General features: G+C 59.2%; 22 protein-coding genes. 18 read left to right on the top strand and 4 right to left on the bottom strand.

Annotated elements, in window-relative coordinates:
• Positions 1 to 45: 45 nt before the first annotated feature.
• From PHQ58_RS10945 to PHQ58_RS10925, 5 genes are read left to right on the top strand one after another with little or no spacing between them, the layout of a single operon-like run.
• Positions 46 to 1,203, top strand: a complete 1,158-nt coding sequence (locus PHQ58_RS10945) for an EscU/YscU/HrcU family type III secretion system export apparatus switch protein (RefSeq protein ID WP_300111016.1) — start codon at positions 46 to 48, stop codon at positions 1,201 to 1,203.
• Positions 1,200 to 3,290, top strand: a complete 2,091-nt coding sequence (gene flhA / locus PHQ58_RS10940) for a flagellar biosynthesis protein FlhA (protein WP_300111014.1) — start codon at positions 1,200 to 1,202, stop codon at positions 3,288 to 3,290. Before PHQ58_RS10945 ends, flhA begins: the two co-directional genes overlap by 4 nt.
• A complete protein-coding gene (flhF, locus tag PHQ58_RS10935; RefSeq protein WP_300111012.1) occupies positions 3,287 to 4,774 on the top strand; it encodes a flagellar biosynthesis protein FlhF in 1,488 nt (495 codons plus the stop codon). The genes flhA and flhF overlap by 4 nt, the downstream gene beginning before the upstream one ends.
• Positions 4,767 to 5,504, top strand: a complete 738-nt coding sequence (locus tag PHQ58_RS10930; RefSeq protein ID WP_300111011.1) for a hypothetical protein — start codon at positions 4,767 to 4,769, stop codon at positions 5,502 to 5,504. The genes flhF and PHQ58_RS10930 overlap by 8 nt, the downstream gene beginning before the upstream one ends.
• Complete coding sequence (locus PHQ58_RS10925; protein ID WP_300111009.1) at positions 5,504 to 6,220, top strand: RNA polymerase sigma factor FliA; 717 nt, start codon at positions 5,504 to 5,506, stop codon at positions 6,218 to 6,220. The genes PHQ58_RS10930 and PHQ58_RS10925 overlap by 1 nt, the downstream gene beginning before the upstream one ends.
• A gap of 46 nt (positions 6,221 to 6,266) precedes the next feature.
• Here the strand turns inward: PHQ58_RS10925 and PHQ58_RS10920 are convergent, their stop codons facing one another.
• From PHQ58_RS10920 to flgA, 3 genes are all read right to left on the bottom strand, one after another.
• Positions 6,267 to 6,662, bottom strand: a complete 396-nt coding sequence (locus PHQ58_RS10920; protein ID WP_300111007.1) for a hypothetical protein — start codon at positions 6,660 to 6,662, stop codon at positions 6,267 to 6,269.
• 31 nt (positions 6,663 to 6,693) lie between these two features.
• A complete protein-coding gene (gene flgM, locus PHQ58_RS10915) occupies positions 6,694 to 7,020 on the bottom strand; it encodes a flagellar biosynthesis anti-sigma factor FlgM (protein WP_300111006.1) in 327 nt (108 codons plus the stop codon).
• A 96-nt stretch (positions 7,021 to 7,116) separates the two neighbouring features.
• The gene (flgA, locus tag PHQ58_RS10910; protein WP_300111004.1) at positions 7,117 to 7,875 is read right to left on the bottom strand and encodes a flagellar basal body P-ring formation chaperone FlgA; all 759 of its coding nucleotides are present in this window, start codon (positions 7,873 to 7,875) and stop codon (positions 7,117 to 7,119) included.
• Positions 7,876 to 8,057: 182 nt separating this feature from the next.
• Here flgA and flgB point away from each other — a divergent pair, with 182 nt between their 5' ends.
• The 13 genes from flgB (at position 8,058) to PHQ58_RS10845 (ending at position 20,330) form a co-directional block, all read left to right on the top strand.
• Positions 8,058 to 8,504: a flagellar basal body rod protein FlgB gene (gene flgB, locus PHQ58_RS10905; protein WP_300111002.1), complete on the top strand. Its 447-nt coding sequence runs from the start codon at positions 8,058 to 8,060 to the stop codon at positions 8,502 to 8,504.
• A 24-nt stretch (positions 8,505 to 8,528) separates the two neighbouring features.
• A complete protein-coding gene (flgC, locus tag PHQ58_RS10900) occupies positions 8,529 to 8,933 on the top strand; it encodes a flagellar basal body rod protein FlgC (protein WP_300111000.1) in 405 nt (134 codons plus the stop codon).
• A gap of 14 nt (positions 8,934 to 8,947) precedes the next feature.
• Positions 8,948 to 9,598, top strand: coding sequence for a flagellar hook capping FlgD N-terminal domain-containing protein (locus PHQ58_RS10895; protein ID WP_300110998.1), 651 nt, complete (start codon positions 8,948 to 8,950; stop codon positions 9,596 to 9,598).
• Between the two features lie 29 nt (positions 9,599 to 9,627).
• Entirely contained in the window at positions 9,628 to 10,923 is a 1,296-nt protein-coding gene (flgE, locus tag PHQ58_RS10890) for a flagellar hook protein FlgE (protein ID WP_300110996.1), read from the top strand.
• A gap of 37 nt (positions 10,924 to 10,960) precedes the next feature.
• On the top strand, positions 10,961 to 11,701 hold the full coding sequence (locus PHQ58_RS10885) for a flagellar basal body rod protein FlgF (RefSeq protein ID WP_300110995.1): 741 nt from the start codon (positions 10,961 to 10,963) through the stop codon (positions 11,699 to 11,701).
• Positions 11,702 to 11,719: 18 nt separating this feature from the next.
• Positions 11,720 to 12,502 carry a flagellar basal-body rod protein FlgG gene (flgG, locus tag PHQ58_RS10880; protein WP_300110994.1) on the top strand — a complete coding sequence of 261 codons (783 nt, stop codon included), beginning with the start codon at positions 11,720 to 11,722 and terminating at the stop codon, positions 12,500 to 12,502.
• 15 nt (positions 12,503 to 12,517) lie between these two features.
• Positions 12,518 to 13,243: a flagellar basal body L-ring protein FlgH gene (locus PHQ58_RS10875; protein ID WP_300110993.1), complete on the top strand. Its 726-nt coding sequence runs from the start codon at positions 12,518 to 12,520 to the stop codon at positions 13,241 to 13,243.
• A 103-nt stretch (positions 13,244 to 13,346) separates the two neighbouring features.
• Positions 13,347 to 14,435 carry a flagellar basal body P-ring protein FlgI gene (locus PHQ58_RS10870; RefSeq protein WP_300111062.1) on the top strand — a complete coding sequence of 363 codons (1,089 nt, stop codon included), beginning with the start codon at positions 13,347 to 13,349 and terminating at the stop codon, positions 14,433 to 14,435.
• Complete coding sequence (flgJ, locus tag PHQ58_RS10865) at positions 14,435 to 15,376, top strand: flagellar assembly peptidoglycan hydrolase FlgJ (protein WP_300110992.1); 942 nt, start codon at positions 14,435 to 14,437, stop codon at positions 15,374 to 15,376. The genes PHQ58_RS10870 and flgJ overlap by 1 nt, the downstream gene beginning before the upstream one ends.
• Positions 15,373 to 17,349 carry a flagellar hook-associated protein FlgK gene (gene flgK, locus PHQ58_RS10860; protein WP_300110991.1) on the top strand — a complete coding sequence of 659 codons (1,977 nt, stop codon included), beginning with the start codon at positions 15,373 to 15,375 and terminating at the stop codon, positions 17,347 to 17,349. Before flgJ ends, flgK begins: the two co-directional genes overlap by 4 nt.
• 23 nt (positions 17,350 to 17,372) lie before the next feature.
• Positions 17,373 to 18,620, top strand: a complete 1,248-nt coding sequence (gene flgL, locus PHQ58_RS10855; protein WP_300110990.1) for a flagellar hook-associated protein FlgL — start codon at positions 17,373 to 17,375, stop codon at positions 18,618 to 18,620.
• A 12-nt stretch (positions 18,621 to 18,632) separates the two neighbouring features.
• The gene (locus PHQ58_RS10850) at positions 18,633 to 19,853 is read left to right on the top strand and encodes an HDOD domain-containing protein (protein ID WP_300110988.1); all 1,221 of its coding nucleotides are present in this window, start codon (positions 18,633 to 18,635) and stop codon (positions 19,851 to 19,853) included.
• Between the two features lie 105 nt (positions 19,854 to 19,958).
• A complete protein-coding gene (locus tag PHQ58_RS10845) occupies positions 19,959 to 20,330 on the top strand; it encodes a flagellar protein FlaG (protein WP_300110987.1) in 372 nt (123 codons plus the stop codon).
• Here PHQ58_RS10845 and PHQ58_RS10840 read toward each other — a convergent pair.
• The gene (locus tag PHQ58_RS10840) at positions 20,315 to 21,874 is read right to left on the bottom strand and encodes a hypothetical protein (protein ID WP_300110985.1); all 1,560 of its coding nucleotides are present in this window, start codon (positions 21,872 to 21,874) and stop codon (positions 20,315 to 20,317) included. The genes PHQ58_RS10845 and PHQ58_RS10840 overlap by 16 nt on opposite strands.
• Between the last annotated feature and the right edge of the window lie 20 nt (positions 21,875 to 21,894).

The raw sequence follows: 21,894 nt of genomic DNA, 5'->3' as shown, positions 1-21,894 counted from the left end.
AGGGCCGCGTTATGACAATGGGGAGAACAACACCATCTCCCCACCATGGATTCAAGTAGCCAAGACCGCAACCTACCAGCCTCCGAGAGGAAGCTGCAAAAAGCCCGTGATGACGGTCAGGTAGCGCGTTCGCGTGAGTTGTCGCATTTGGCGGTGCTGGGCGGTGGCGCCGTTTGCCTGATTGCTCTGGCCCCGATGATGTTTGACCATCTCAAAAATGCATTTAGTCTGCAAATGCTGTTTGATGCACAAACCATGAAAGACCCCACGATCATGATGCACCGCTTGGGTGCCATGGTGGCCGTGGGTCTGGCGGCCTCTGCCGTGTTTGGGCTCATCATCAGCCTGATTGCTGTGGGCAGCACATTGGCCGTGGGTGGCTGGGTCACCAGCCTGAAGCCCATCACGCCGGATTTCAGCCGTGTCAACCCCTTGAGCGGTTTTGGCCGGATGTTCACCAAAGACAAGGCCACCGAAGTGCTCAAGATGAGCTTTATTGCCTTCACCTTGCTGGCAGTCGGGTTCACTTACTTGTCTTCCGGCCTGGACACCCTGGGTTCCCTGGTGTTACAGCCTTCCGCCAAATCGATTGGCTACCTCTCAGACTGGTTGACCCGAGGCATGGGTTTGATGCTGCTGGTGGTGCTGTTGGTGGCGATGGTGGACATACCTTTGCAAAAGTTTCTGCATGGGTCACGCATGAAGATGTCACAACAGGAAATGAAGCAGGAACACAAGGAATCTGACGGCAACCCGCAAATGAAGGGCCGCCAACGCCAGCGCCAGCGCGACATTGCCCAGGGTGGCAGCATCAGCGCGGTACCCAAAGCCGACTTTGTGCTGATGAACCCAACCCACTTTGCCGTGGCCATTCAGTATGACGACAGCAGCATGGCTGCCCCCCGAGTGATCTCCAAGGGTGCCGACCTGTTGGCATTCAAGATTCGCGACATCGCCAAAGCGCACAACATTCCCGTGTTGGAGTCACCCATGCTGGCGCGGGCCTTGTATGCCAACGCAGAAATTGACCAGGATATTCCGACCAGCCTGTACACAGCGGTGGCGCAGGTGCTGGCCTATATTTACCGGCTGAAAGCCGCCATGCGTGGTGATGGCCCGATGCCGGGTGAGCCACCCCTGCCCTTTGTGCCGCCTGAGCTTGACCCCTTATCCAAAGTGGTTGCCACCACTGACACGCCATGAACTCGTCTTTAAGCGCCTTCAAGAACTGGTTTGGCAGCAACTCTGCCATGATGAAAGGTGCTGCCGCCCCAATGCTGGTGGTGGCCATTTTGTCGATGATGGTGCTGCCGATGCCGCCATGGCTGCTCGACACGTTTTTCACGTTCAACATCGCCGTGGCGCTGATGGTGATGATGGTGGCGGCCTACATGCTCAAGCCACTGGACTTCGCAGCGTTCCCTGCCGTGCTGCTGCTCACCACCTTGATGCGCCTGTCTTTGAACGTGGCGTCCACCCGGGTTGTGCTGCTTGAAGGCCACACCGGCCCGGGCGCTGCGGGTGCGGTGATCGAGGCCTTTGGCCACTTTTTGATTGGCGGTAATTTTGCCGTGGGCTTGATCGTGTTCGCGATTTTGGTGGTGATTAACTTCGTGGTGATCACCAAAGGTGCCGAGCGCATTGCCGAGGTGTCGGCCCGTTTTGCCCTGGATGCCATGCCGGGTAAACAAATGGCCGTGGATGCCGATCTGAATGCTGGCCTGATCGATGAAAAAGAAGCCAAACGACGCCGCTCTGAAGTGTCGGAAGAAGCAGACTTTTTTGGCTCGATGGACGGTGCATCCAAGTTTGTGCGCGGCGACGCTGTGGCCGGCATCTTGATTTTGCTGATCAACATCTTTGGCGGCTTCATCGTCGGCATGGTGCAGCACGGCCTGACCGCCTCACAAGCTGCCGACGCGTACATTTTGCTGGCCGTGGGTGACGCGCTGGTGGCGCAAATTCCAGGCCTGTTGATCTCAGTGGCTGCCGCCATGGTGGTGTCACGGGTGGGCAAAGACAGCGACCTGAGCAGCCAGATCGTCACGCAGATGTTCATCTCGCCCAAGGTGCTGGGCATCACTGCCACCATCATGGGCATCATGGGGGTCATTCCCGGTATGCCACACACAGTGTTTCTTGGCATTGCCATGCTGCTGGGTTACATGGCCTGGGTGCTGGCGCACCAGCCGCCACCCGCTGATACCACCGACGTCGCACCCGCTGCCCCCGCCTCTGACGGCGAAGCCAGCTGGGACGATCTGCAACCCGTAGACCAACTGGGCCTGGAGCTGGGCTACCGCCTGATCACCCTGGTGGACAAAAACCGCCAGGGCGATTTGCTCACCCGCATCAAAGGGGTGCGCCGCAAGTTCGCGCAAGAGGTCGGCTTCTTGCCGCCACCCGTGCATGTGCGCGACAACCTCGAACTCAAACCCAGCGGCTACCGCATCACCTTGCGTGGCGTGATTGTGGGCGAAGGCGAGGCTTTTCCGGGCATGTTCCTGGCCATCAACCCGGGTGGCATCAGCACCCCCCTGATTGGCACCCCTACCACCGACCCTGCGTTTGGCTTGCCAGCGCACTGGATCGATGCCAGCCAAAAAGAAGCCGCACAAATGGCCGGATTTACCGTGGTTGATTCAGAGACTGTGATGGCCACGCATTTGTCACACTTGATGCAAGTGCAGGCAGCCAAGTTGCTAAGCCGCACAGAAACCCAACAACTGGTAGAACACGTGAGCAAGCTGGCCCCCAAACTGATCGAAGAAGTGGTTCCAAAAATGGTCTCCATCGCCGTCTTTCAGAAAATATTGCAACTGCTGCTGGAAGAGTCCGTGCACATTCGCGACATCCGCACCATCATCGAATCCATTGCCGAGCACGCCACCACCGTCACCGACCCGGCTGAGCTGGCCAAACGTGTGCGCATTGCCCTGTCACCGGCCATCGTGCAGCAAATTTATGGATCCACGCATGAACTGAACGTGATTGCCATCGACCCGCCTCTGGAGCGCCTGCTGGTGCAAGCGCTGGGCAACACATCGGGCCAAGGCCAGGCGCTTGACCCAGGTGTGGCCGACATCCTGACGCAAAAAGCAGCAGAGATGGCTCTCAAACAAGAAGAAATTGGCATTCCGGCCTGCCTGTTGGTGCCGGATCAGATTCGCAGCTCGGTCGCACGCCTGGTGCGACGCGTTGCCCCACGGCTGCAGGTGCTCGCGCACAGCGAAATTCCTGAGTCGCACACCATTCGCATTGGCCCCATTCTCAAAGGTGCAGCATCATGAACATCCAACGCTTTACCGCCCCCACCGCCCGCGAAGCCCTTGCCAAAGCCCGCATGACCTTTGGCGACGGCACCCTGATCTTGTCGAATCGCCCTACGGACTCCGGCATTGAAGTGGTGGCCACCGGCGAAGACACGCTGGCAGCACTGGACCGAAATGAACTGGCACGCCAAGGCAAACGCCAGCCTTCGGCGCAGCCACAAGCCCAATCGTTCACCCAGCCGCGGGTTGACCCCGATAGCCAAGTGGTAGACGACACCACCCAGCTGGCCATGAGCACCCTGTCGTTCCAGGACTACGTGCGTGAACGCATGTTGCGCCGCCGTCATGAAGCGCTCAGTGGCCAGCCAAGCCTGGAAGAGCGAGCCGAGCAGCCCCGCATCGCCCCCATCAACGTGCGCCCTGCCCCGATCCAGATCACTTCGTTTCAGGCACCCAAAGTAACCACGCCACAACCGGCATTTCGACCCGCACCACAAGCTGCTACTCGCCCAACACCCCGGCCAGCAGTTAGCCAGGCCGCGGCGCCTGCACCCGCCATGTCGCAAGGCATTGTGGATGAGCTGCAAGCCATGAAGACACTGATTGAAGACCGCTTCAATACCCTGACATGGCTCGGCCAGGCGCGTCAAAACCCGATTCACTCCAACTTGATGCTCAAGCTGATCCGCTCGGGCTACTCGCCTGCGCTGTCCAGAACCATTCTGGAGCGTATGCCTGAAGACATCTCCGCACCCGATGCGATCCGCTGGGTCATGGATGTGCTGACGCGCAACCTGCGCACCGACGCCAGCGCCAGCGCCATCCATGAAGAAGGCGGCACTTTCGCGCTGGTGGGCGCCACCGGCGTCGGCAAGACCACCACAGCCGCCAAGCTGGCTGGCCTGTGCGCTCGCACCCACGGTGCCAACAGCGTGGGGTTGATCACACTTGACACCTACCGCGTGGGCGCCCATGAACAGTTGCGCGCCTATGGCCGCATGCTGGGCGTGGTGGCTCATCTGGCCCATGACCGCGCTGCACTGCAAGATTTATTGGGCTTGCTGGGCAACAAAAAGATGGTGCTCATTGACACCACCGGCATTGCCCCGAGCGACCCGCGCAAGCGCGACATGCTTGATGTGCTTGACTTGCCTGGTGTCAACCGCCTGCTGGTGCTCAACGCTGGCGGCCATGGCGACACGCTCGACGACGTGGTGGCCTCTTTCAAAACAGGCGGCGTGCAACAGGCCATTCTTTCCAAAATTGACGAAGCCGCAAAAATTGGCCCGGCGCTGGATGCTGTGATACGCCACCAGTTGCTGATGCGCGGTGTCACCATGGGCCAAAAAGTGCCTGAAGACTGGGAGCGTGCAGACGCCACAAAACTGGTCGCCATGTCGATGCGCTCGCCCACCAAGTCGGCATTTGACCCCAAGGCCACCGATCTGGGCTTCTTCTTTGCCGACAGCTCACCCATGCACACCGGGCAGTTCCATGCTTGAACCCTGCGTCAACCAGGCGGCGGGCTTGCAAAGCCTGGCACCGCAACTGGCCCCAAAACTCATTGCCGTCACCAGTCACGGCCAGCAACAGGGCGAACTGCCGCTGTTGTGGAGCCTGTGCACCACGTGGGTCGACATGGGTCTGCCGGTCATGGTGCTGGACGGCCATTCGCTGGAATCTGATCAAAACCCCGGGCTCTTCCAGATGCTGGCGGACCCCATGGGGGATTTTCACGATGAGCATGAGTCAGTGGCATGGTCTGTACTGCCCGCGGCTCTGGGCTTTGCCGAACTTGCCCAGGCAGGATTCAATTCCCACACGGTGGGCAATTCATTTCAAAACTACGGCGTGGTACTGCTGTATGCCGACGCGGCCACACTGACTGGCCTGGTTCAGGGCAGTGGACTGGCGCCACTTTTGGTGGTTGCCCCGCTCAAGGCCTCGTCTTTAAGTGCCTATCAAGCACTTAAACAGCTGCTGCTGGGTGCGCGTTTGAACCCAACTGTTGCTAACATTGCACTGGTTCCAAATGCACGTTCTGCCATGACCAGCCCCGCTCAAAATCTGCAAGACTGCGCCAAGAATTTTCTGGGCCTTGACATCAGGCCCCTTACGGTGTCGGCCACGGCCAATGCGGGTGATTCTCGCGATGAAATCAACCGCCTGGCGTTGCAACTACTGGAAAGCGCCGTGTTTCTGGAACGTCACCCCCTACAGAGGACGCATTGATGTATACCGCCAAGGGTCAACTCGATCGCAATGCCCTGATTCGCCAATACCAGCCGCTGGTGCGCAAGCTGGCACATCACATGATGGCCAAACTGCCCGCCAACGTGCAGGTAGACGACTTGATCCAGGTCGGCTTGATTGGCCTGTCCGAAGCGCTGACGCGCTTTGAAGCCACCCAAGGTGTGCAGTTTGAAACCTTTGCCACCCAACGCATTCGCGGCGCCATGCTTGACGAGCTGCGTGAAAACGATTGGGCGTCACGCGGTGTGCGCAAGAGCCAGAAAGACATTGAGGTGTCGATGCGCCGCCTGGAACACCGGCTGGGACGCAGCCCGCTGGAGAGCGAGATCGCCGCCGATCTGGGCATGAGCCTGTCCGACTACCAAAGCTTGCTGGGCAAGGTCAAAGGCACCCAACTGGTCTACCTTGAGGACATGAACCACAACGCGGACGACGAAGATAGTTTTCTGGACCGGCACATGGGCGACTCCGAAGCCGACCCGCTCAATATGCTGAGCGACCACCGCATGCGTCAGGCGCTGGTGGACGCCATCAAAAACCTGCCAGAGCGCGAACAGTACATCATGAGCATGTATTACGAAGAAGACATGAACCTCAAAGAGATTGCTGCCGTGCTGGACGTGACCGAGTCACGCATCTGCCAGCTTCACAGCCAGTCCATTGCCCGGCTGCGCGCCAAGATGCGCAGCCACTGACATCTGCCCACAAAAAAGCCCCGAATCGGGGCTTTTTTGATGCTGATCAGGCTGACAGCGCCCTGAATTCGCCGCTTTGCCGCCCCGCACTGCCGTAGGGCTGACGACCATAGCCGCCGGCACTTGGCGAGTAGGTGTTGTTTTGGCTGGCAGGCACCAAGGCCGCCAAACTGCGGTCTACCTGCACACGCTGACGCAGCAAGCCCTCGCGAATGGACCCAAGTGCGGCGTGGATTTTTTTAACCCGCAACATAGCCGCTGGGTTATGCCGCAGGCTGGCGGCGGTTTGCTGCAAGACCCTTGAAAACATCACCGCCATGGACTGCAGCTCAGCCGATGTGGCCACCAGTTCATTGGCATCATTGCGAATCAGGGCCGCAGACAACAAAGCCAGCTGAGCTTCGAATTTACTCAACTGGCTATCAAGAGATTGGGGGTTCATGGTTTTTCCTCAAAAACCAGAGAAAAGCGACTTAACCGCGACTGCGAGTCAGCATTTCCTGGGCATTGGCTAACAATTTGTCGGCAATCGCTTCTGCGTTGACCTTGTACGTGCCTTGCGCGATGGACGCACGCACTGCATTCACCTTGACCGTGTCGATGTCTGCTGTTTCGCTTGTGCTGCCCGCTTCGAGCGAGCGCGCCATGGGCGACACCGTGACAGCCACACCGGCGGCCTGGGTGCTCTTGGCCGCCGTGGTTTTCGCAGGCGTGCCCGCCACCGGACCATTTTTGGCGGCTAAGTTGGCGGCGTTGCTGCTGACAGCAACAGGTTTGTCTGAAGGTTGGCTGATTTTCATGGTGTTCTCCAAAACTACTGTTTATGTAGCCTCGTAGGATCACTTTCGGCAAAAACAGGCCAGACTTTAATCCTATTTTAAAAACACCTATCAATTTCACAGCACCATCCCCACCGTGCGGCTGTCAAGTACCTCGCCAGTCATGATGCGCCCGTTGTCCATGCGAACCCTGGCGCTATGCCCCACCACCCCGGCTGAAACGGCCTGCCCGCTGGTGGCGATCTCAAACCCCACGCCACGCGCCAGCACCCGCACCTGCGCGCCGGCCTGAAACACCTGCGCGGCGCGCACCATATCCTGGCGCAAGGCCTGGCCGGTGGACAGCATCCGAACGGCCGTTTGGCCCACCCAGTCTGACACGTTGGCCACGATCGGGCTGTTGAACTCGGCCCAATCCACCTCGACGGCCATCGCATCGTCTTCAGACAAAACGGCACCCTGTTGCACCAGGCCCTTGACAACCCAGGCCGGGCCGAAGGCTTTCACGGTGATGGGTAAAAACACATTCCATTTGCTGCTGCCCTGGGTACAACGCAAACCCAGGCGGCTTTTACCCCACAGGCGCACATTTGGCGGAATATAAGGCTCAACCCGATCACACGGGGCCAAGCGCAGCCGCCGGTCCAACTCACCCACCGAAACCTCCATGCGCAGCGGCAGACTGCTGGCACTGCCAGCCAGAGCATCGTCCAACCAGCGCTGTGCGTTTGAGTAAATAGCAGCGGTGTCCGCCGCCTCAGCTACCGGCTGGGCTTGTGCCTGCGCACCCACGCCAAGCAGCCCCGCGAGCGTGCCCGCCACCAACCAGACTGGCGGGAACAGGCGACGCGCAAAACACATCAAGGGGTGACACATGGCAAATCCTTCCATAACGGTCCTCACTGTAGGCCAGTCTCGTTCCGCATAAAAAATGAAGTACGCCCGGTTTCTCCCTCTATTTGCAGTTTAGAAAATCTTCAGCGTTTTCATAATCAATCTCCAAGCCAGTGCCACATTCACCTGCAGGCACTCACCACTTTAGAAAGCAGAGGCGTTATATGTTTGCTCAATTCACCAGCGGTTTGGATATTCATGCCAAAGCGTTGGTGCTGCGCGCAGAGCGCCAGCGCATCATTGCCAGCAACATTGCCAACGCTGACACGCCGGGTTATGTGGCGCGTGACATCAACTTCAAAGAAGCACTCACACAAATGACCGGTGCGGGTGGCAGCGAATTGTCAAAGGTCAGCCTACAAACCAGCGCCAGCAGCAGCCCAAGCACCACCAACGCCAGGCACATGGCGCTGTCAGGCCTGAGCCAAAGCCAGCTCAGCGGCTCTGAGCTGGGCTACACCGTGCAAAGCCAGCCCAGCGCCGATGGCAACAGCGTTGACCTGGACCGTGAACGCGCCAGCTTTGTCGACAACTCGGTGCACTACGAGTCCACCCTGCGCTTCATCAACGGTCAGTCCAAGACCATTTTGAGCGCCATCCAGGGCCAATAAGCCCTGGCCATCTGGAGAACTGACATGTCGATGCTTTCAATTTTCAATGTCTCTGGCAGCGCCATCAGCGCCCAGTCGCAGCGGCTCAATGTGGTGGCCAGCAATCTGGCCAACGCCGATGCTGTGGCCGGCCCTGACGGAAAGGCTTACAAAGCCCGGCAAGTGGAATTTCAAACCGTGCCCATGGGCACCGAGGCTACCGCCGGGGTCAAGGTGAACGCCATCACTGAGAGCGATGCGCCCTTCAAACGCATCCACAACCCGAACCACCCGTCGGCAGATGCGGACGGCTACGTGAACTATTCCAACGTGAACCCGGTGGAAGAAATGGTCAACATGATTTCAGCTTCACGCTCGTACCAGAACAACATCGAGGTGATGAACACCGCCAAAACCCTGCTGCTTAAAACGCTGCAAATGGGTCAATAAACCAGGAAACCGCCATGATCACCGCCATCGCAAACACCCCAAGCACCGCCGCAACGGCAAGCACAGCGACCACCAGTGCGAGTACCACGGATGCCGCACAAGACCGGTTTTTGAAACTACTGGTGGCGCAGCTCAATAACCAGGACCCGATGAACCCGATGGACAACGCGCAAATGACCAGCCAGATGGCGCAGATCAACACCGTCACCGGCATTCAGCAGGTGAACGACACGCTCAAGAGCATGGCCGAGCAGTTCACCGCCATGCAGGCGCTGCAAGGCACCAACATGGTGGGTCACAACGTGCTAATGGAAGGCAACACGCTGACACCCATTGACGGCGTAGCAGTAGGTGCCGTTGACTTGGGTGGTCGGGCCGAAAGCGTCAAGATTGATGTGCTGTCACCTGGCGGCCAAATCGTTGACACCATCAACGCCGGCGCACTGGATGCTGGCCGCCATTACTTCAACTGGGACGCCAGCGGCTACACGGGCGGCGGCACCCCCACCTTCAAGATCACTGCCACCCTGGGTGGCAAAGACATTGCCGCGACAGCGCTCAGCAGCGACAAGGTGGTGTCAGTCGGCACAGACAACGGCGCCATGACCATGCAACTCCAAGGCCGCGGCACCACCGCCTACAGCAGCGTCAAAGCCATTCTTTAATTCACTTACCGTTTTAAGAGGAAACCATCATGTCGTTCCAAACCGGACTCTCAGGCCTCAACGCATCCAGCCGCAATCTGGATGTGATCGGCAACAACATTGCTAACGCCAACACCACCGGTATGAAGACCTCACGCGCTGAATTCAGCGGCATGGTTTCCTCCGCGCTTGGCTCGGCAACCTCTGGCGGGTCAGGCATTGGCGTCGAAATTGCCACCACTGCACAAATCTTCACTCAGGGCAACATCTCAACCACAGGGAATAACCTTGACGTTGCCATCAACGGCAGCGGATTTTTCCAACTCACCCAAGCTGATGGTTCACCGGCTTACACCCGTGATGGCTCATTCAAACTGGACAGTAGTGGTTACATCAAAACCAATGCCAACGCCAACCTGATGGGATTCCCCACAGACAAAGCAGGCAACTCCACAAGTGCTTCCATTCAAAAACTTCAATTGCCAACGAGCGCCCCGATTCCCGCGAGTGCAACGACCACCATCAACGCTGAATTCAACCTTGATGCCCGTGCACTAGGCCCTTTAGCAACAAGTGATTTGAATTTGGCCCCAGTTCCCAGATCAACCTATGGAACATCACTCAACGTCTATGACGCCCAAGGGGTTGCATCGTCAGTCAATTTTTATTTCGTCAAAACAAACGCCGCGAACACATGGGATGTTTACGACTCGCTGGACACTACGGCCACAAAAGTCAAATCCATCGTCTTTAACGACACGGGAACACCAGACGCTACTCTCACGGGCACTATCGCTGCTGGGCCCAATGCGGGAAAACTGGGCTTCACGCTTGCCTCGCCCACCACATTTGTTTCGGCCAACCCAAACGTTACACCCGACGCCGCAGGCATTCGTTATCTGGAGGGCCCTCTTGATATTGTTCTGGAAGGCGTCACCCAATTTGGCACTCCCTTCTCAGTGAGCAGCCTGTCCCAGGACGGCTACACCGCCGGTGAACTCACGGGCCTGAACATCGGTGATGACGGCATCATTACAGCGCGCTACTCCAACGGGCAAACCCAAGCAGCCGGACAAATTGCCTTGGCAGACTTTCGAAACATTCAAGGCTTGAGTCCGCTCGGTGGCAATGCCTGGGCCGCAACTCAGGCGTCCGGGATTCCGGTGCAAGGCGCACCCGGCCTTGGCAAGCTTGGGAACTTGCGCTCAGGTGCGCTGGAAGAGTCGAACGTAGACCTCACTGCCGAGCTGGTCAACATGATGACCGCGCAGCGCGCCTACCAGGCCAACGCGCAAACCATCAAAACGCAAGACCAGATCATGTCGACCTTGGTCAACCTGCGCTAACGCCCTGCGCTTGATGCCCGCTTGACAAGGAGACACCATGGACCGCCTGATCTACACCGCCATGACTGGCGCAAACGCGTCTGCCAACCGGCAAGCCGTGCTGGCCAACAACCTGGCCAATGTCTCCACCAACGGGTTTCGAGCCGAGTTGTCCACCTACCGCGCCGTGCCGGTGCGCGGTGACGGCAGCACCACACGGGTGATGGCGATTGAGGCCACGCCGGGTTTTTCTGACATTCCCGGCTCACCGCAACGCACCGGGCGCGCCATGGACGCCATGACCACCGGCAACTCATGGTTTGGCGTGCAGGCGCTCGACGGCACCGAGGCCTACACGCGCAATGGCTCATTTGAAGTAGCCAATGATGGCACCCTTAAAACCAACAACGGCCTGACCGTGCTGAGCGACGGTGGCGCGCCCATCACCGTGCCCACCGGCGCCGAAGTGACCTTGGGCAGCGACGGCACGATTTCCGCCAAAGTGGGCAACCAGCCGCCCACCGGCCTTGGCCGGCTCAAGCTGGCCACGCCCACGGCGGAAGACCCGCTCAAACGTGGTGCCGATGGCCTGTTTCGCACCACCTCGGGCGACCCCATGCCCGGTGACAACGTGGCCAGGCTGCAACTGGGTGTGATCGAGGGCTCCAACGTCAACGCCATCGAGACCATGGTGCAAATGATTCAGGCGGCGCGCCAATTCGACACACAAACCAAGCTGATGACCACCGCAGAAGCCGACGACCGCTCAGCTGCCCAGCTCCTCAGCATGCAAGGCTGATTTTTTTAGGACACCATCATGATCAACTCTCTGTGGATTTCAAAGACCGGCATGGAAGCCCAGCAAATGCAGCTGGACGTGATTTCCAACAACTTGGCCAACGTATCGACCAACGGCTTCAAACGCGCCACCGCCGTATTTGAAGACCTGATGTACCAAAACCTGCGTCAAGTGGGTGCCAATAGCACCGAGCAATCCACCTTGCCCACCGGCCTGCAAGTGGGCCTGGGTGTGCGCACCGTGGCCACCAGCCGTTCATTCGCCCAAGGCAGCCTGCAGCAAACCAGCAACAAGCTTGACGTGGCGATTCAGGGCGACGGCTTCTTTCAGGTCACCATGCCCGACGGCACCACCAGCTACAGCCGCGACGGTTCGTTCCAGGTGAACTCGGCCGGCGCACTGGTCACCGCCACCGGCCTGCCCATTGCCAACGGTGTCACCGTGCCAGCCAACGCCACCGCGGTCACCATTGCCGGTGATGGCACAGTGAGTGCCACCATTCCTGGCTCAGCCGCGCCACAAGGCATTGGCAGCATTGCGCTGGCCCGCTTCATCAACCCGGCTGGTTTGACGCCCTTGGGTGGCAACCTTTATGCCGAGAGCGCCGCCTCTGGCCAACCCCAGGCCGGCACACCCGGCTCTGACGGCATGGGCGCTCTAATGCAGGGCTTTGTGGAAACCTCCAACGTGAACGTGGTGCAAGAACTCGTGACCATGATCCAGACCCAGCGGGCCTATGAGATGAATTCCAAGGCCATTCAGACCTCTGACCAGATGCTGCAAAAGCTCGCTCAGCTTTAACAAGTGAGGCATGGTATGCAATTATTTATACAAAATAAGCCTCTAGACCTTATTAAATATGCACGAGCAGCTATTTATTCAATAGCATCCGCCGCTTGTGTGGCGTGCAGTTCCCTGCCGCAAACCGTCAGTGTGGATTTCCCGGAAACCACACAAGCCCGACCAGTGGCGATCGCACCGGTCGTCAACACTCCCGCATCAGGCAGTCTGTTCCAGAAAGCCTCATACCGCCCGGCGTTTGAAGACCCGCGCGCCCGCGCCGTGGGTGACAACATCACGATCCAGATCATTGAAAAAGTCACGGCCAGCCAGGTGTCCAAATCCACTGCCAACCGCAGCAGCACGGGCTCGACCAGCGTCAGCGCGTTTCCGCTGGTGTCGCCTCAAGACCTGATCAACCTCAAGGCGGGCGTCAGCACCAACTCGGCGCAAGACTTTGCCGGCAAGGGAGGCACCGAGAGCGCCAACACGTTCTACGGCACCATCACTGCCACCGTGGTCGAGGTGTTGCCCAACGGCCACCTGATGGTGGCGGGCGACAAACAGATTGGCGTGAACCAGAATGTGGACGTGATGCGCTTCAGCGGCACCATTGACCCACGCCTGATCCAGCCCGGCAATTTGATCAATTCCACCCAGGTGGCGAACGCCCGCATGGAGTCCAAGGGGCGCGGTGCGCAAGCTGAAGCGCAAACAGTTGGCTGGTTAACACGGTTCTTTTTCAGCTTTCTACCGTTCTAAAGTTACGCAAAATTGTGTCGAGGGGTAAAACCAAATGCACAATTTTTTCATCACACCAAAACCCAGCCGAGCAGTGCCCGCCACCGCCTTGCTGCTGGTTTCCATGCTGGCGCTGCTGGCCGCGCTGTTCAGCGCACCCGCACAAGCGGCCCGCATCAAGGAGGTGGCGGCTGTGGAAGGCGTGCGCAGCAATCAGCTCACCGGCTTTGGCTTGGTGGTAGGGCTGGACGGCACGGGTGACCAAACCACTCAAATGCCCTACACCTCGCAGGGCATCGCCAACTATTTGCAACAGCTAGGCATCACACTGCCAGCGGCCTCGGCCTCTTCCTTGCAAATGAAAAACGTGGCCGCCGTGCTGGTCACCGCCCAGTTGCCGGCCTTTGCCCGGCCGGGCCAAGCCATTGACGTGAATGTGTCGTCGGTGGGCAATTCCAAATCGCTCAAGGGCGGCATGCTGATTTCAACGCCGCTCAAAGGGGCCGACGGCGAGATTTATGCCGTGGCCCAGGGCAACCTGATCATCGCGGGTGCAGGCGCTGCCGCTGCCGGCAGCAAAGTGCAAGTGAACCACCTGAGCGCTGGGCGCATTCCCAACGGAGCGCAAGTGGAGCGCATCGTGCCAACGCCTTTGCAAGAAGGCAACACGTTGACGCTGGGCCTGGAGGCCTCTGATTTTCAAACCGCCCGCAAGGTGGCACAGGCCATCAACACCAAATTTGGCGCCGGATCGGCCCAGGCGCTGGATGGCCGCACCATCCGGGTCAACGCCCCCATGGAGCCCGACGCCCGGGTAACCTTCATGGCTGAGCTCGAAGAGTTGCCACTGCAAGACTCTGTGGCTGCGGCCAAAGTGGTCATCAACGCCCGCACTGGCTCTATCGTGCTCAACCAGGCTGTCACTTTAGGCCCCTGCGCCATTGCGCACGGCAACCTGTCGATCAGCATCAACACCACGCCCAGCGTGAGCCAGCCCAACGCACTGTCCGGTGGCACAACCCAGGTGACAGAAAAGTCAGACATCCAGATCAAGGCCGAGCCCGGCATGCTGATCCAACTGCCGGCTGCGCCACAACTCGCTGATGTGGTGCGCGCCCTGAACTCTTTGGGTGCCACACCGCAAGACCTGCTGGCCATTTTGCAAGCCATCAAGGCCGCGGGGGCCTTGAACGCTGAGCTGGAGGTGATCTGATGAGCATCGGTCAAACCACCATGTCCAATTCGCTGGCGGCAGATGCCAGCTCGTTGAACAGCCTGAAACTGCAGGCTGGACAAAGCAGCCCGGCTGCAATCAAGGAAACCGCCAAGCAGTTTGAATCGCTGTTCATGCGCGAACTCATCAAGAGCATGCGCGAGGCCACCATGAAGTCCGGCTTGAATGACAGCGCGGGCGAAAACCTGGGCACCGACCTGCTGGACCAGCAATATGCCGTGCAAATGTCTGGCCGGCCTGGTGGTTTATCAGACCTGATTGCGGCGCAGTTGTCGCGCCAGATGGGCGTAAACCCGGCAGACACAGCCGCTGGTGCAGCCGGTGCGGCAGGCGCCAAAGGAGCAGTTCAAGACGCCGCCCCCGCCATCAGCAGCTTGCAGCGCAGCGCCAGCTTGGCCGCCTATGGCAAAAATGCAGCCAGCCCCACGGCAAGCCAAAGCAGCTTTGTGGACCGCCACACACAAGCCGCCATCCGCATCGAAAAAGAAACCGGCATTCCGGCCAGCTACATGGTCGGCCAGGCTGGCCATGAAACCGGCTGGGGCCGCAGTGAGATCAAGCAGCGCGGCGGCGCCCCGTCTTACAACCTGTTTGGCATCAAGGCCGGCGCGGGCTGGAAGGGCAAGGTGGCTGAGGTCACCACCACCGAATACGTCAATGGCGTGGCGCAAAAGCAGGTGGCCAAGTTCCGCGCTTACAACTCTTACGACGAATCGTTCCGCGACTACGCACGGCTCATCACCCAGTCACCGCGCTACGAAAAAGCCAGCCAGCAAACCAGTTCAGCCTATGCCTACGCCAGTGGCCTGCAAAAAGCCGGCTACGCCACAGACCCCAACTATGCGGCCAAGCTGAGCCGCGCCATTGAGACGACCCAACGCCTGCAAGCACGCACGCAAGTTGTGGCGCAAAGCATATGAGCGGCATTCTGAACGTGGGCACGCGTGCCCTGCAAGCCAACCAGATCGCGCTACAAACGGCGGGCAACAACATTGCCAACGTCAACACGCCAGGTTACTCGCGCCAGAGCGCCGTCATGCAAACGGTGCCAGGCCAATTCTCGGGCGCCGGCTATATTGGTAAGGGTGTTGAGGTTTCGACCATTGAGCGCGCCTACAGCGAATTCTTAACCCGCCAATCGGCACTTGCCGGGGCCACCAGCTCAGGCGACACGGCACGCGCTGACAAACTCACACAACTTGAAACCTTGTTTCAGGGCGGCACCAGCGGCTTGGGCGCTGCGGTGAGCGACATGCTCAACGCGTTCTCAGACGTGGCGAGTGCCCCCACCGACCTGACCGCTCGAACCGTGGCGCTGACCCGCATCAGTGAAACTGCGCTGCGCATGAGCAACACGTCAACCAGCATGGACGACTTGCAACAAAGCCTGACGTTGGAGCTAAAAAACAAGGTCACTTCCATCAACAGCCTGGCCAGTGGCATTGCCTCGGTGAACGAAAAAATTTCCCGCGCGGTGGGCAACGGCCAGCCACCCAATGACCTGCTTGACCAGCGCGACCAGCTGGTGCGCGAACTCAATCAGTACATTCAAACCACGTCGATCCCCGCCGCAGACGGCAGCGTGGGCATTTTCATTGGCGGCAGCCAGGCGCTGGTACTGGGCAACACCGCCGCCAAGCTTGAACTGGGTGCCGATGATTTTGGCGTGCAAAACAGCAAGTTGTCCCTGACGCGCAACGGCCAAACCGTTCCGTTGAATGAAGCCACCCTGGGCGGCGGCGAGGTGCCCGGGCTGCTGCGTTTTCAAAACACTGACATGGCCGAGGCGCGCAACCTGCTGGGGCGCTATGCTGTGGCGATCACGACCAGCATGAACGCCCAGCACGCGCTCGGACTGGATTTGAATGGCAATGTGGGGGGAAATTTATTTACCCCAATGGATTTCAGCAACAGTGTGTTGGAGCCAGAAGCGCCAGCCACTTTAAATACTGGCGTTTCCGCCAGCAATTTCATCCTGGCGCCCACGCCACCCAGCGGATTTGCCTCATTTGAAGCAACGGAATACGACATTAGCTTTACCAACAACACCCAAGGAACGATCACCCGCCGCTCTGATGGTGTGCAGAAGACGTTTGATTTTGGTGTCGGCACCTTCATCACTTTTGACGGCTTGACGCTCACCTCAGTGGTTGATGCTACGGCTGCGGTACCGATATCTCAGGTGCCGGTGGCGGCAAGTGGCGACCGTCTTTTGCTCAAGCCCTTTAGCACCTCCGTCAGTGGCATCAGCGCCGAGTTTTCTTCCCCGCGTGCACTGGCCATGGCTAGCCCGGTTGCCGGGAAGATGGGAACAGCAAATACAGGTAGCCTGCAGTTAACGAGCCTGGAGGCAAAGACCAACGCAGTGACCCCGCCTCAACCAACACCTGTCGTGATTGCATTTAGTGACCCGAACACATACACAATCAACGGCGTTGGTTTTAACACATACCAATCAGGTCAATCCATCGAAACTGCCAATTGGAAACTCGTTCTGCAAGGATCACCAAAAAATGGAGATACCTTCACTGTGGTCGGTATCAAGGATGCAACCAACAATAACGGCATCGACTTCAAACTGAACTCCGGAAACGCAGCCACCATGATGGATTTGCGGGATACCAAAATGTTTGACGGCGCTTCCTTGACCGACGGTTACGCCGGACTGATTGCACAAATCGGCATCCGCTCGCAAAGTGCTAGCTACACCGCAGGCGTGTCGAGCGCCATTGCCGCCACGCTGGAAAAGGACCGCACCGCCGTCTCAGGTGTCAATCTGGACGAGGAAGCCGCCAAATTGCTGCAATACCAGCAGGCTTACCAGGCCTCGGCCAAGGTGATTCAAATTGCACAAGGTATTTTCGACACCTTGATTCAGACCATGGGTCGCTAACATCAAGCGCAGGAGCTCTCGCCATGTCCACACTGTCCAACGCACGACTCGGGTCTGCCAACACCTACGACAACGCCGTGCGCAACATCACGTCGCGCCAATCGGCGCTGTCAGCCCTGCAAGAAAACCTGACCTCCGGCAAACGTGTGGTGCGCGCCAGCGACGACCCCACAAGCGCAGCCATTGCCGAGCGGGCGCTGACCCGCATCAGCCGCATTGCCACCGACCAGCGTGCACTGGCATCCCAAGTTGACGCCATCACCCAGGCCGAGAGTGTGCTGGGTGACGTGACCGATGCGCTGCAGCGTTTTCGGGAACTCACCGTCAGCGCGGGCAGCGGTGTTCACAGCAGTGCTGAGCGAAAGACCATTGCCTTGGAAATGCAGGGGCTGCGAGATCAGATTTATTCGCTGGCCAACCGCGAAGACTCCAATGGCCTGCCACTGTTCAGTGCCTTGGGCAGCGCGCTGAAGCCTTTTGTGGGACCACAGGCCACGGCACCAGACTATGCTTTCAATGGCCTGCCTGGCCAGTCGGCCGGTACCGCAGTCTCTATTCCGTTCGCGCTGGATGGTGACAGCGCGTTCATGCTCACCTCCACGCAGGACGCGTCGTACAACGTCAGCCTCGGTGGTGGCAATGCAAATCTACAAGCGAGTGCCATCAATGTGACAGATGCAACATTGATCAACGGCTCGTCCTACAGCATTAGCGCCATCAGCATCTTGCCAGTACCCGCAACGAATCCACCGACCAGCACGGCAACTTATACTCTCATGGAAAACCCTGCGGGCACAAGCACACCGACAATCGGACCTCCGTTTCCCAGTTCTAGCACGACCATTCCACTAACTGCACCTGGCATAAGTCTTACCCTCACCGGCCTACCCACGCTGGGCGACACCATCAACATCGTGCCCAACGCCAGCTTGTTCAGCGTGCTGGACAATGCAATCAAAGACATCGGCGGAGCCACCAGCAATACCACTGCGTCCCAAGCCGTCAGTCAAGCCCTGCACAACATCGATATCGGCATGCAGCGCGTCTCTGCGGTGCGCGGCCAGGCTGGTGAGCTGCTCAACCGGGCCGACCGCATCTCGGGCAACCAGGAAAAGCGCAGCATCCAGATGGAAGCCGACCGTTCCCGCGCTGAAGACCTTGACATGGTCAAAGGCATTTCAGACTTCCAAAATCAACAAACCGGCTATCAGGTCGCCATGCAGACATACGCCCAGATTCAAAAGCTCTCGCTGTTCGACTTCATCCGCTAAGACGACAAGACCATGGCCGCCGGCGTCTTACACGATGTGAGCTTGGGCTACCAGCTGCTCTGGAACGCGCAACGCCAACTGGCCGGGGTGGAGCTCACGCTAGCCGCCCGGCCTGGCTGCACCTTGAATGCCGGGCACTTGCTCACCACACTGAGCGAGCTTTGGGGGCCGCAAGCACCCACTTTTTACCTGCGCTCACCCTCACCCCAGCTTTTGGTCAACTTGCTGGACCTCACGCCTCCTGCGCTGACCCAAATCGAAGTTCAGGCCGACCTGCTGAACGACCCGGCTATTGCCCAGCGGGTGCAACGCGCCCAGCAGCGCGGGCTACAGCTGGTGTGGCGCGGCGAGTCTGAGCAGCCCCTCATGCCCGCGTTTGCCGCGAGTTTTGGCCACGGCGTCGTCAACCTGAGCACTGACGACGCGCTGATGGCCCTGCGGGTGTCGCGCCAATTGCACGCGTCAAGCAAGCAGCCCGGCTTGCACGCCGCCAGCCCGGTACGCGCCGGGCAAATTTATGACGGCGTCGCCAGCCGGGCGCTGGCCGAGCATTGTCTGGACGAGCAAGCTGCCGCTGCCCTGCTGGGTTGGCCGGTTGACGACGTGTTGTACAGCCACCGCCAGGCACGCGTTCAGCCGAGCCAGCTAACCATTCGCCGCCTGATCAAAGCCATTGAGGTCGAGGCCTCCATGGACGACCTTGAGCGCTTGCTGGGTGACGAGCCGCTGTTGGCCTACCATTTTTTGCGCTACACCAACTCCGCTGGGCTGGGCTTGCGCCATGAGATTGATGCCTTGCGCCAGGGCCTGTTGGTGCTGGGGTTGTCACGCACCAGAACCTGGCTGCTGGAGCAGCTGGCACACGCCACCCAGGACCTGAATTTGCAACCGGTGCGCCAGTCGATGGTGCTGCGCGCCAGCCTGATGGCCGAGCTACTGGACGCGGGCGAAAGCGAGGCCTTGAAGCGAGAGCTGTACCTGTGTGGTTTGCTGTCGCAAATTGACGTGCTGCTGGGCGAGCCCATGACCAGCGCGCTGCGCGCCATACACCTGCCCAGCAGGGTCAAAGAGGCCCTGTTGTCGCAAAGCGGCCCGTATTGGCCCTACCTGGATCTGGCCATGGGCGTTGAAGCCCCGTTTTTGGAGACCACTCGTGAACGCTGCAGCCACCACGGTTTTGACCCGGAAGATGTCAACCTGGCCCTGCTGCGCACCTTGGCAGCCCTCAAGTAATTCACAGACTTGCCGATACAACGGATAAGTCCAGCGTGATTCGCATGTCACTGTCGCGTTTTTTCCTGTCAACTCAGGCTGGGCATGCCACCCCAGGAGTAAGCCATGGACATCACACCAGTCGCCACAACCCGCACCGCAGGGCTGCAAAGCTATGCGCCCGCCGCCGCCACCCGGCCCATGGCGCAAAATCTGCCAGCACCAACAGCCCAAGTCGCAAAAGCGGCTAAACAATCGGCCAAAGAACCAGATGCGGCCACGCTTCAGCAAGCAGTAGACGCCTCCAACAAAGTGCTGGCTAACAAAACCTCCAACGAATTGCACTTTGCCATCGAAAAAGGCACGGGCCTGTCGGTGGTGACTCTGGTTAACCAAAAATCGGGCGAAACCATCCTGCAATTTCCATCAGAAGCCATGCTGCAAATTGCCAAAGGCATTGACCAGGTCACTGGCGCCATCATTCAGCGCAAAGCCTGAGCCAGCTGCGCCAGCTTGTCAAAGGCCCGCATGGCTTGGGCAATGGCCTTGTCCACTGGCTGACGAGCTGCCATCGACTCTGTGACCAGACGGGCGCTGCTGCACATCCGCAGCGCACTGACCGGCTCACCACCCTGCAGCCCACACAGCACAGGCTGCCCAAGTTGAAACCGCGTACCCGGTGCCCCAAACGCGCCCTGTGGGTCACGCAGTTGCCGATGTACATGTGCTGTTTCCTCCTGACTTAACGCTTGCCTGCCACCACCCGCCTTGGGTTTGAAGACCTGGAACGGGAAAATGGTTTGAACACTGTCCCAGGGCTGTAAGCCATTGGCATGGCTACGCGCCAGCGGCAGGACAGGCAAGACCTCAAAACTGTCGTCCTGAGCAATTCGGCTTGTCACCGCTTGCTGCCATGCCTGCAAAAAATCATGCACCACGTGATCTGGTATGGCCCTGAAACGACGCAACTCGGTTAGGGCGGCCTCCCAGCGCAACAACACGCCCAAGTTAACCGACTCGGCCAACGCTTTTGCAGGCAACCAGCCAGGCGGCCAGTCTGACCTGGCCGAGTAGTCGGCCAATACTTTCAGCGACACCATCCGGTTGCTCTGCGCCACGGCCGGTGGCAACAACAGGGCACCGCAAAATGCCGGCCCACCGATAAATTTGGAACCGGTGATGGCCACCATGAAATCCTGCGACAGGTAGCCCAACAGCGCCTCTGACGACAAGCGGAACTGGCACGCATCTACCAACACGGTGAGCTGATCACCGAAGCGTTGCCGCAGCGCTGTTGCACAAGCCAGTGACGGTGCCAGCAAGCCGGTTTTGGAGACATCCGTCATAACCAGCATGCAGCGTCCATCGGCGAGCATCAGGCGATTCACATGCGCGGCAAATTCTGCATCGACCTCAGCCACGCTGCGCAAGCTGCCATCGGTTTGGCGCAACTTCACGCCCAACGGTGGCTGCAATGGCGTATCGGACAAAGGCACGCCACACGTGACAGGGCGCCCCTGAGAGGTTCGCGTAGCAAAGTGCAGCGCGGCCAACGCGGCCGGTACGCCGCTGCCCGTCTCGGCAGGCTCCACCATGACCGCCTGCAAAGGCGTGCGCTGGCCCAGCGTCGCCAGTTGGGCTGCAAACAGGTGAATATCAGTGCCAGATGCAGCAAACACCACATCAATGCCAGGCAAGCGACTGGCGCCGCTGAGCGCGCTTAATTCACACCTCTGACGCTCTACTTCAGCGTGGTAGTCGCCCTGCCGGTTATACAAACGCTTGTACAGCGCCACGGCCGCCTGAAATCCGGTTGACGAAATCACCGAGCCAGTGGATGAGCCAAACTGCACCAGCGCAGGGTCTGGCCGTGGCCCGCAAGCATAGATGTTGACACCCGCCGCATTGAGTTCGATGCGGGTATCGCCACCCTGCGTCAACACTTGCGCCGTAGCAGACTCAATATCCTGGTTCGACATCCAGCGGCTTTTCACCCGGCTGTGATGCCCTGGTGGGCAATGCGCAACTGTGGCGGCGTACATGGTGGTCCGGCTCTTGGTGT

Origin of the sequence: Rhodoferax sp. (assembly GCF_028688795.1) — a bacterium.
Taxonomy (GTDB): Bacteria; Pseudomonadota; Gammaproteobacteria; order Burkholderiales; family Burkholderiaceae_C; genus Rhodoferax.
This window is presented reverse-complemented; position numbering and strand designations above follow the sequence as displayed.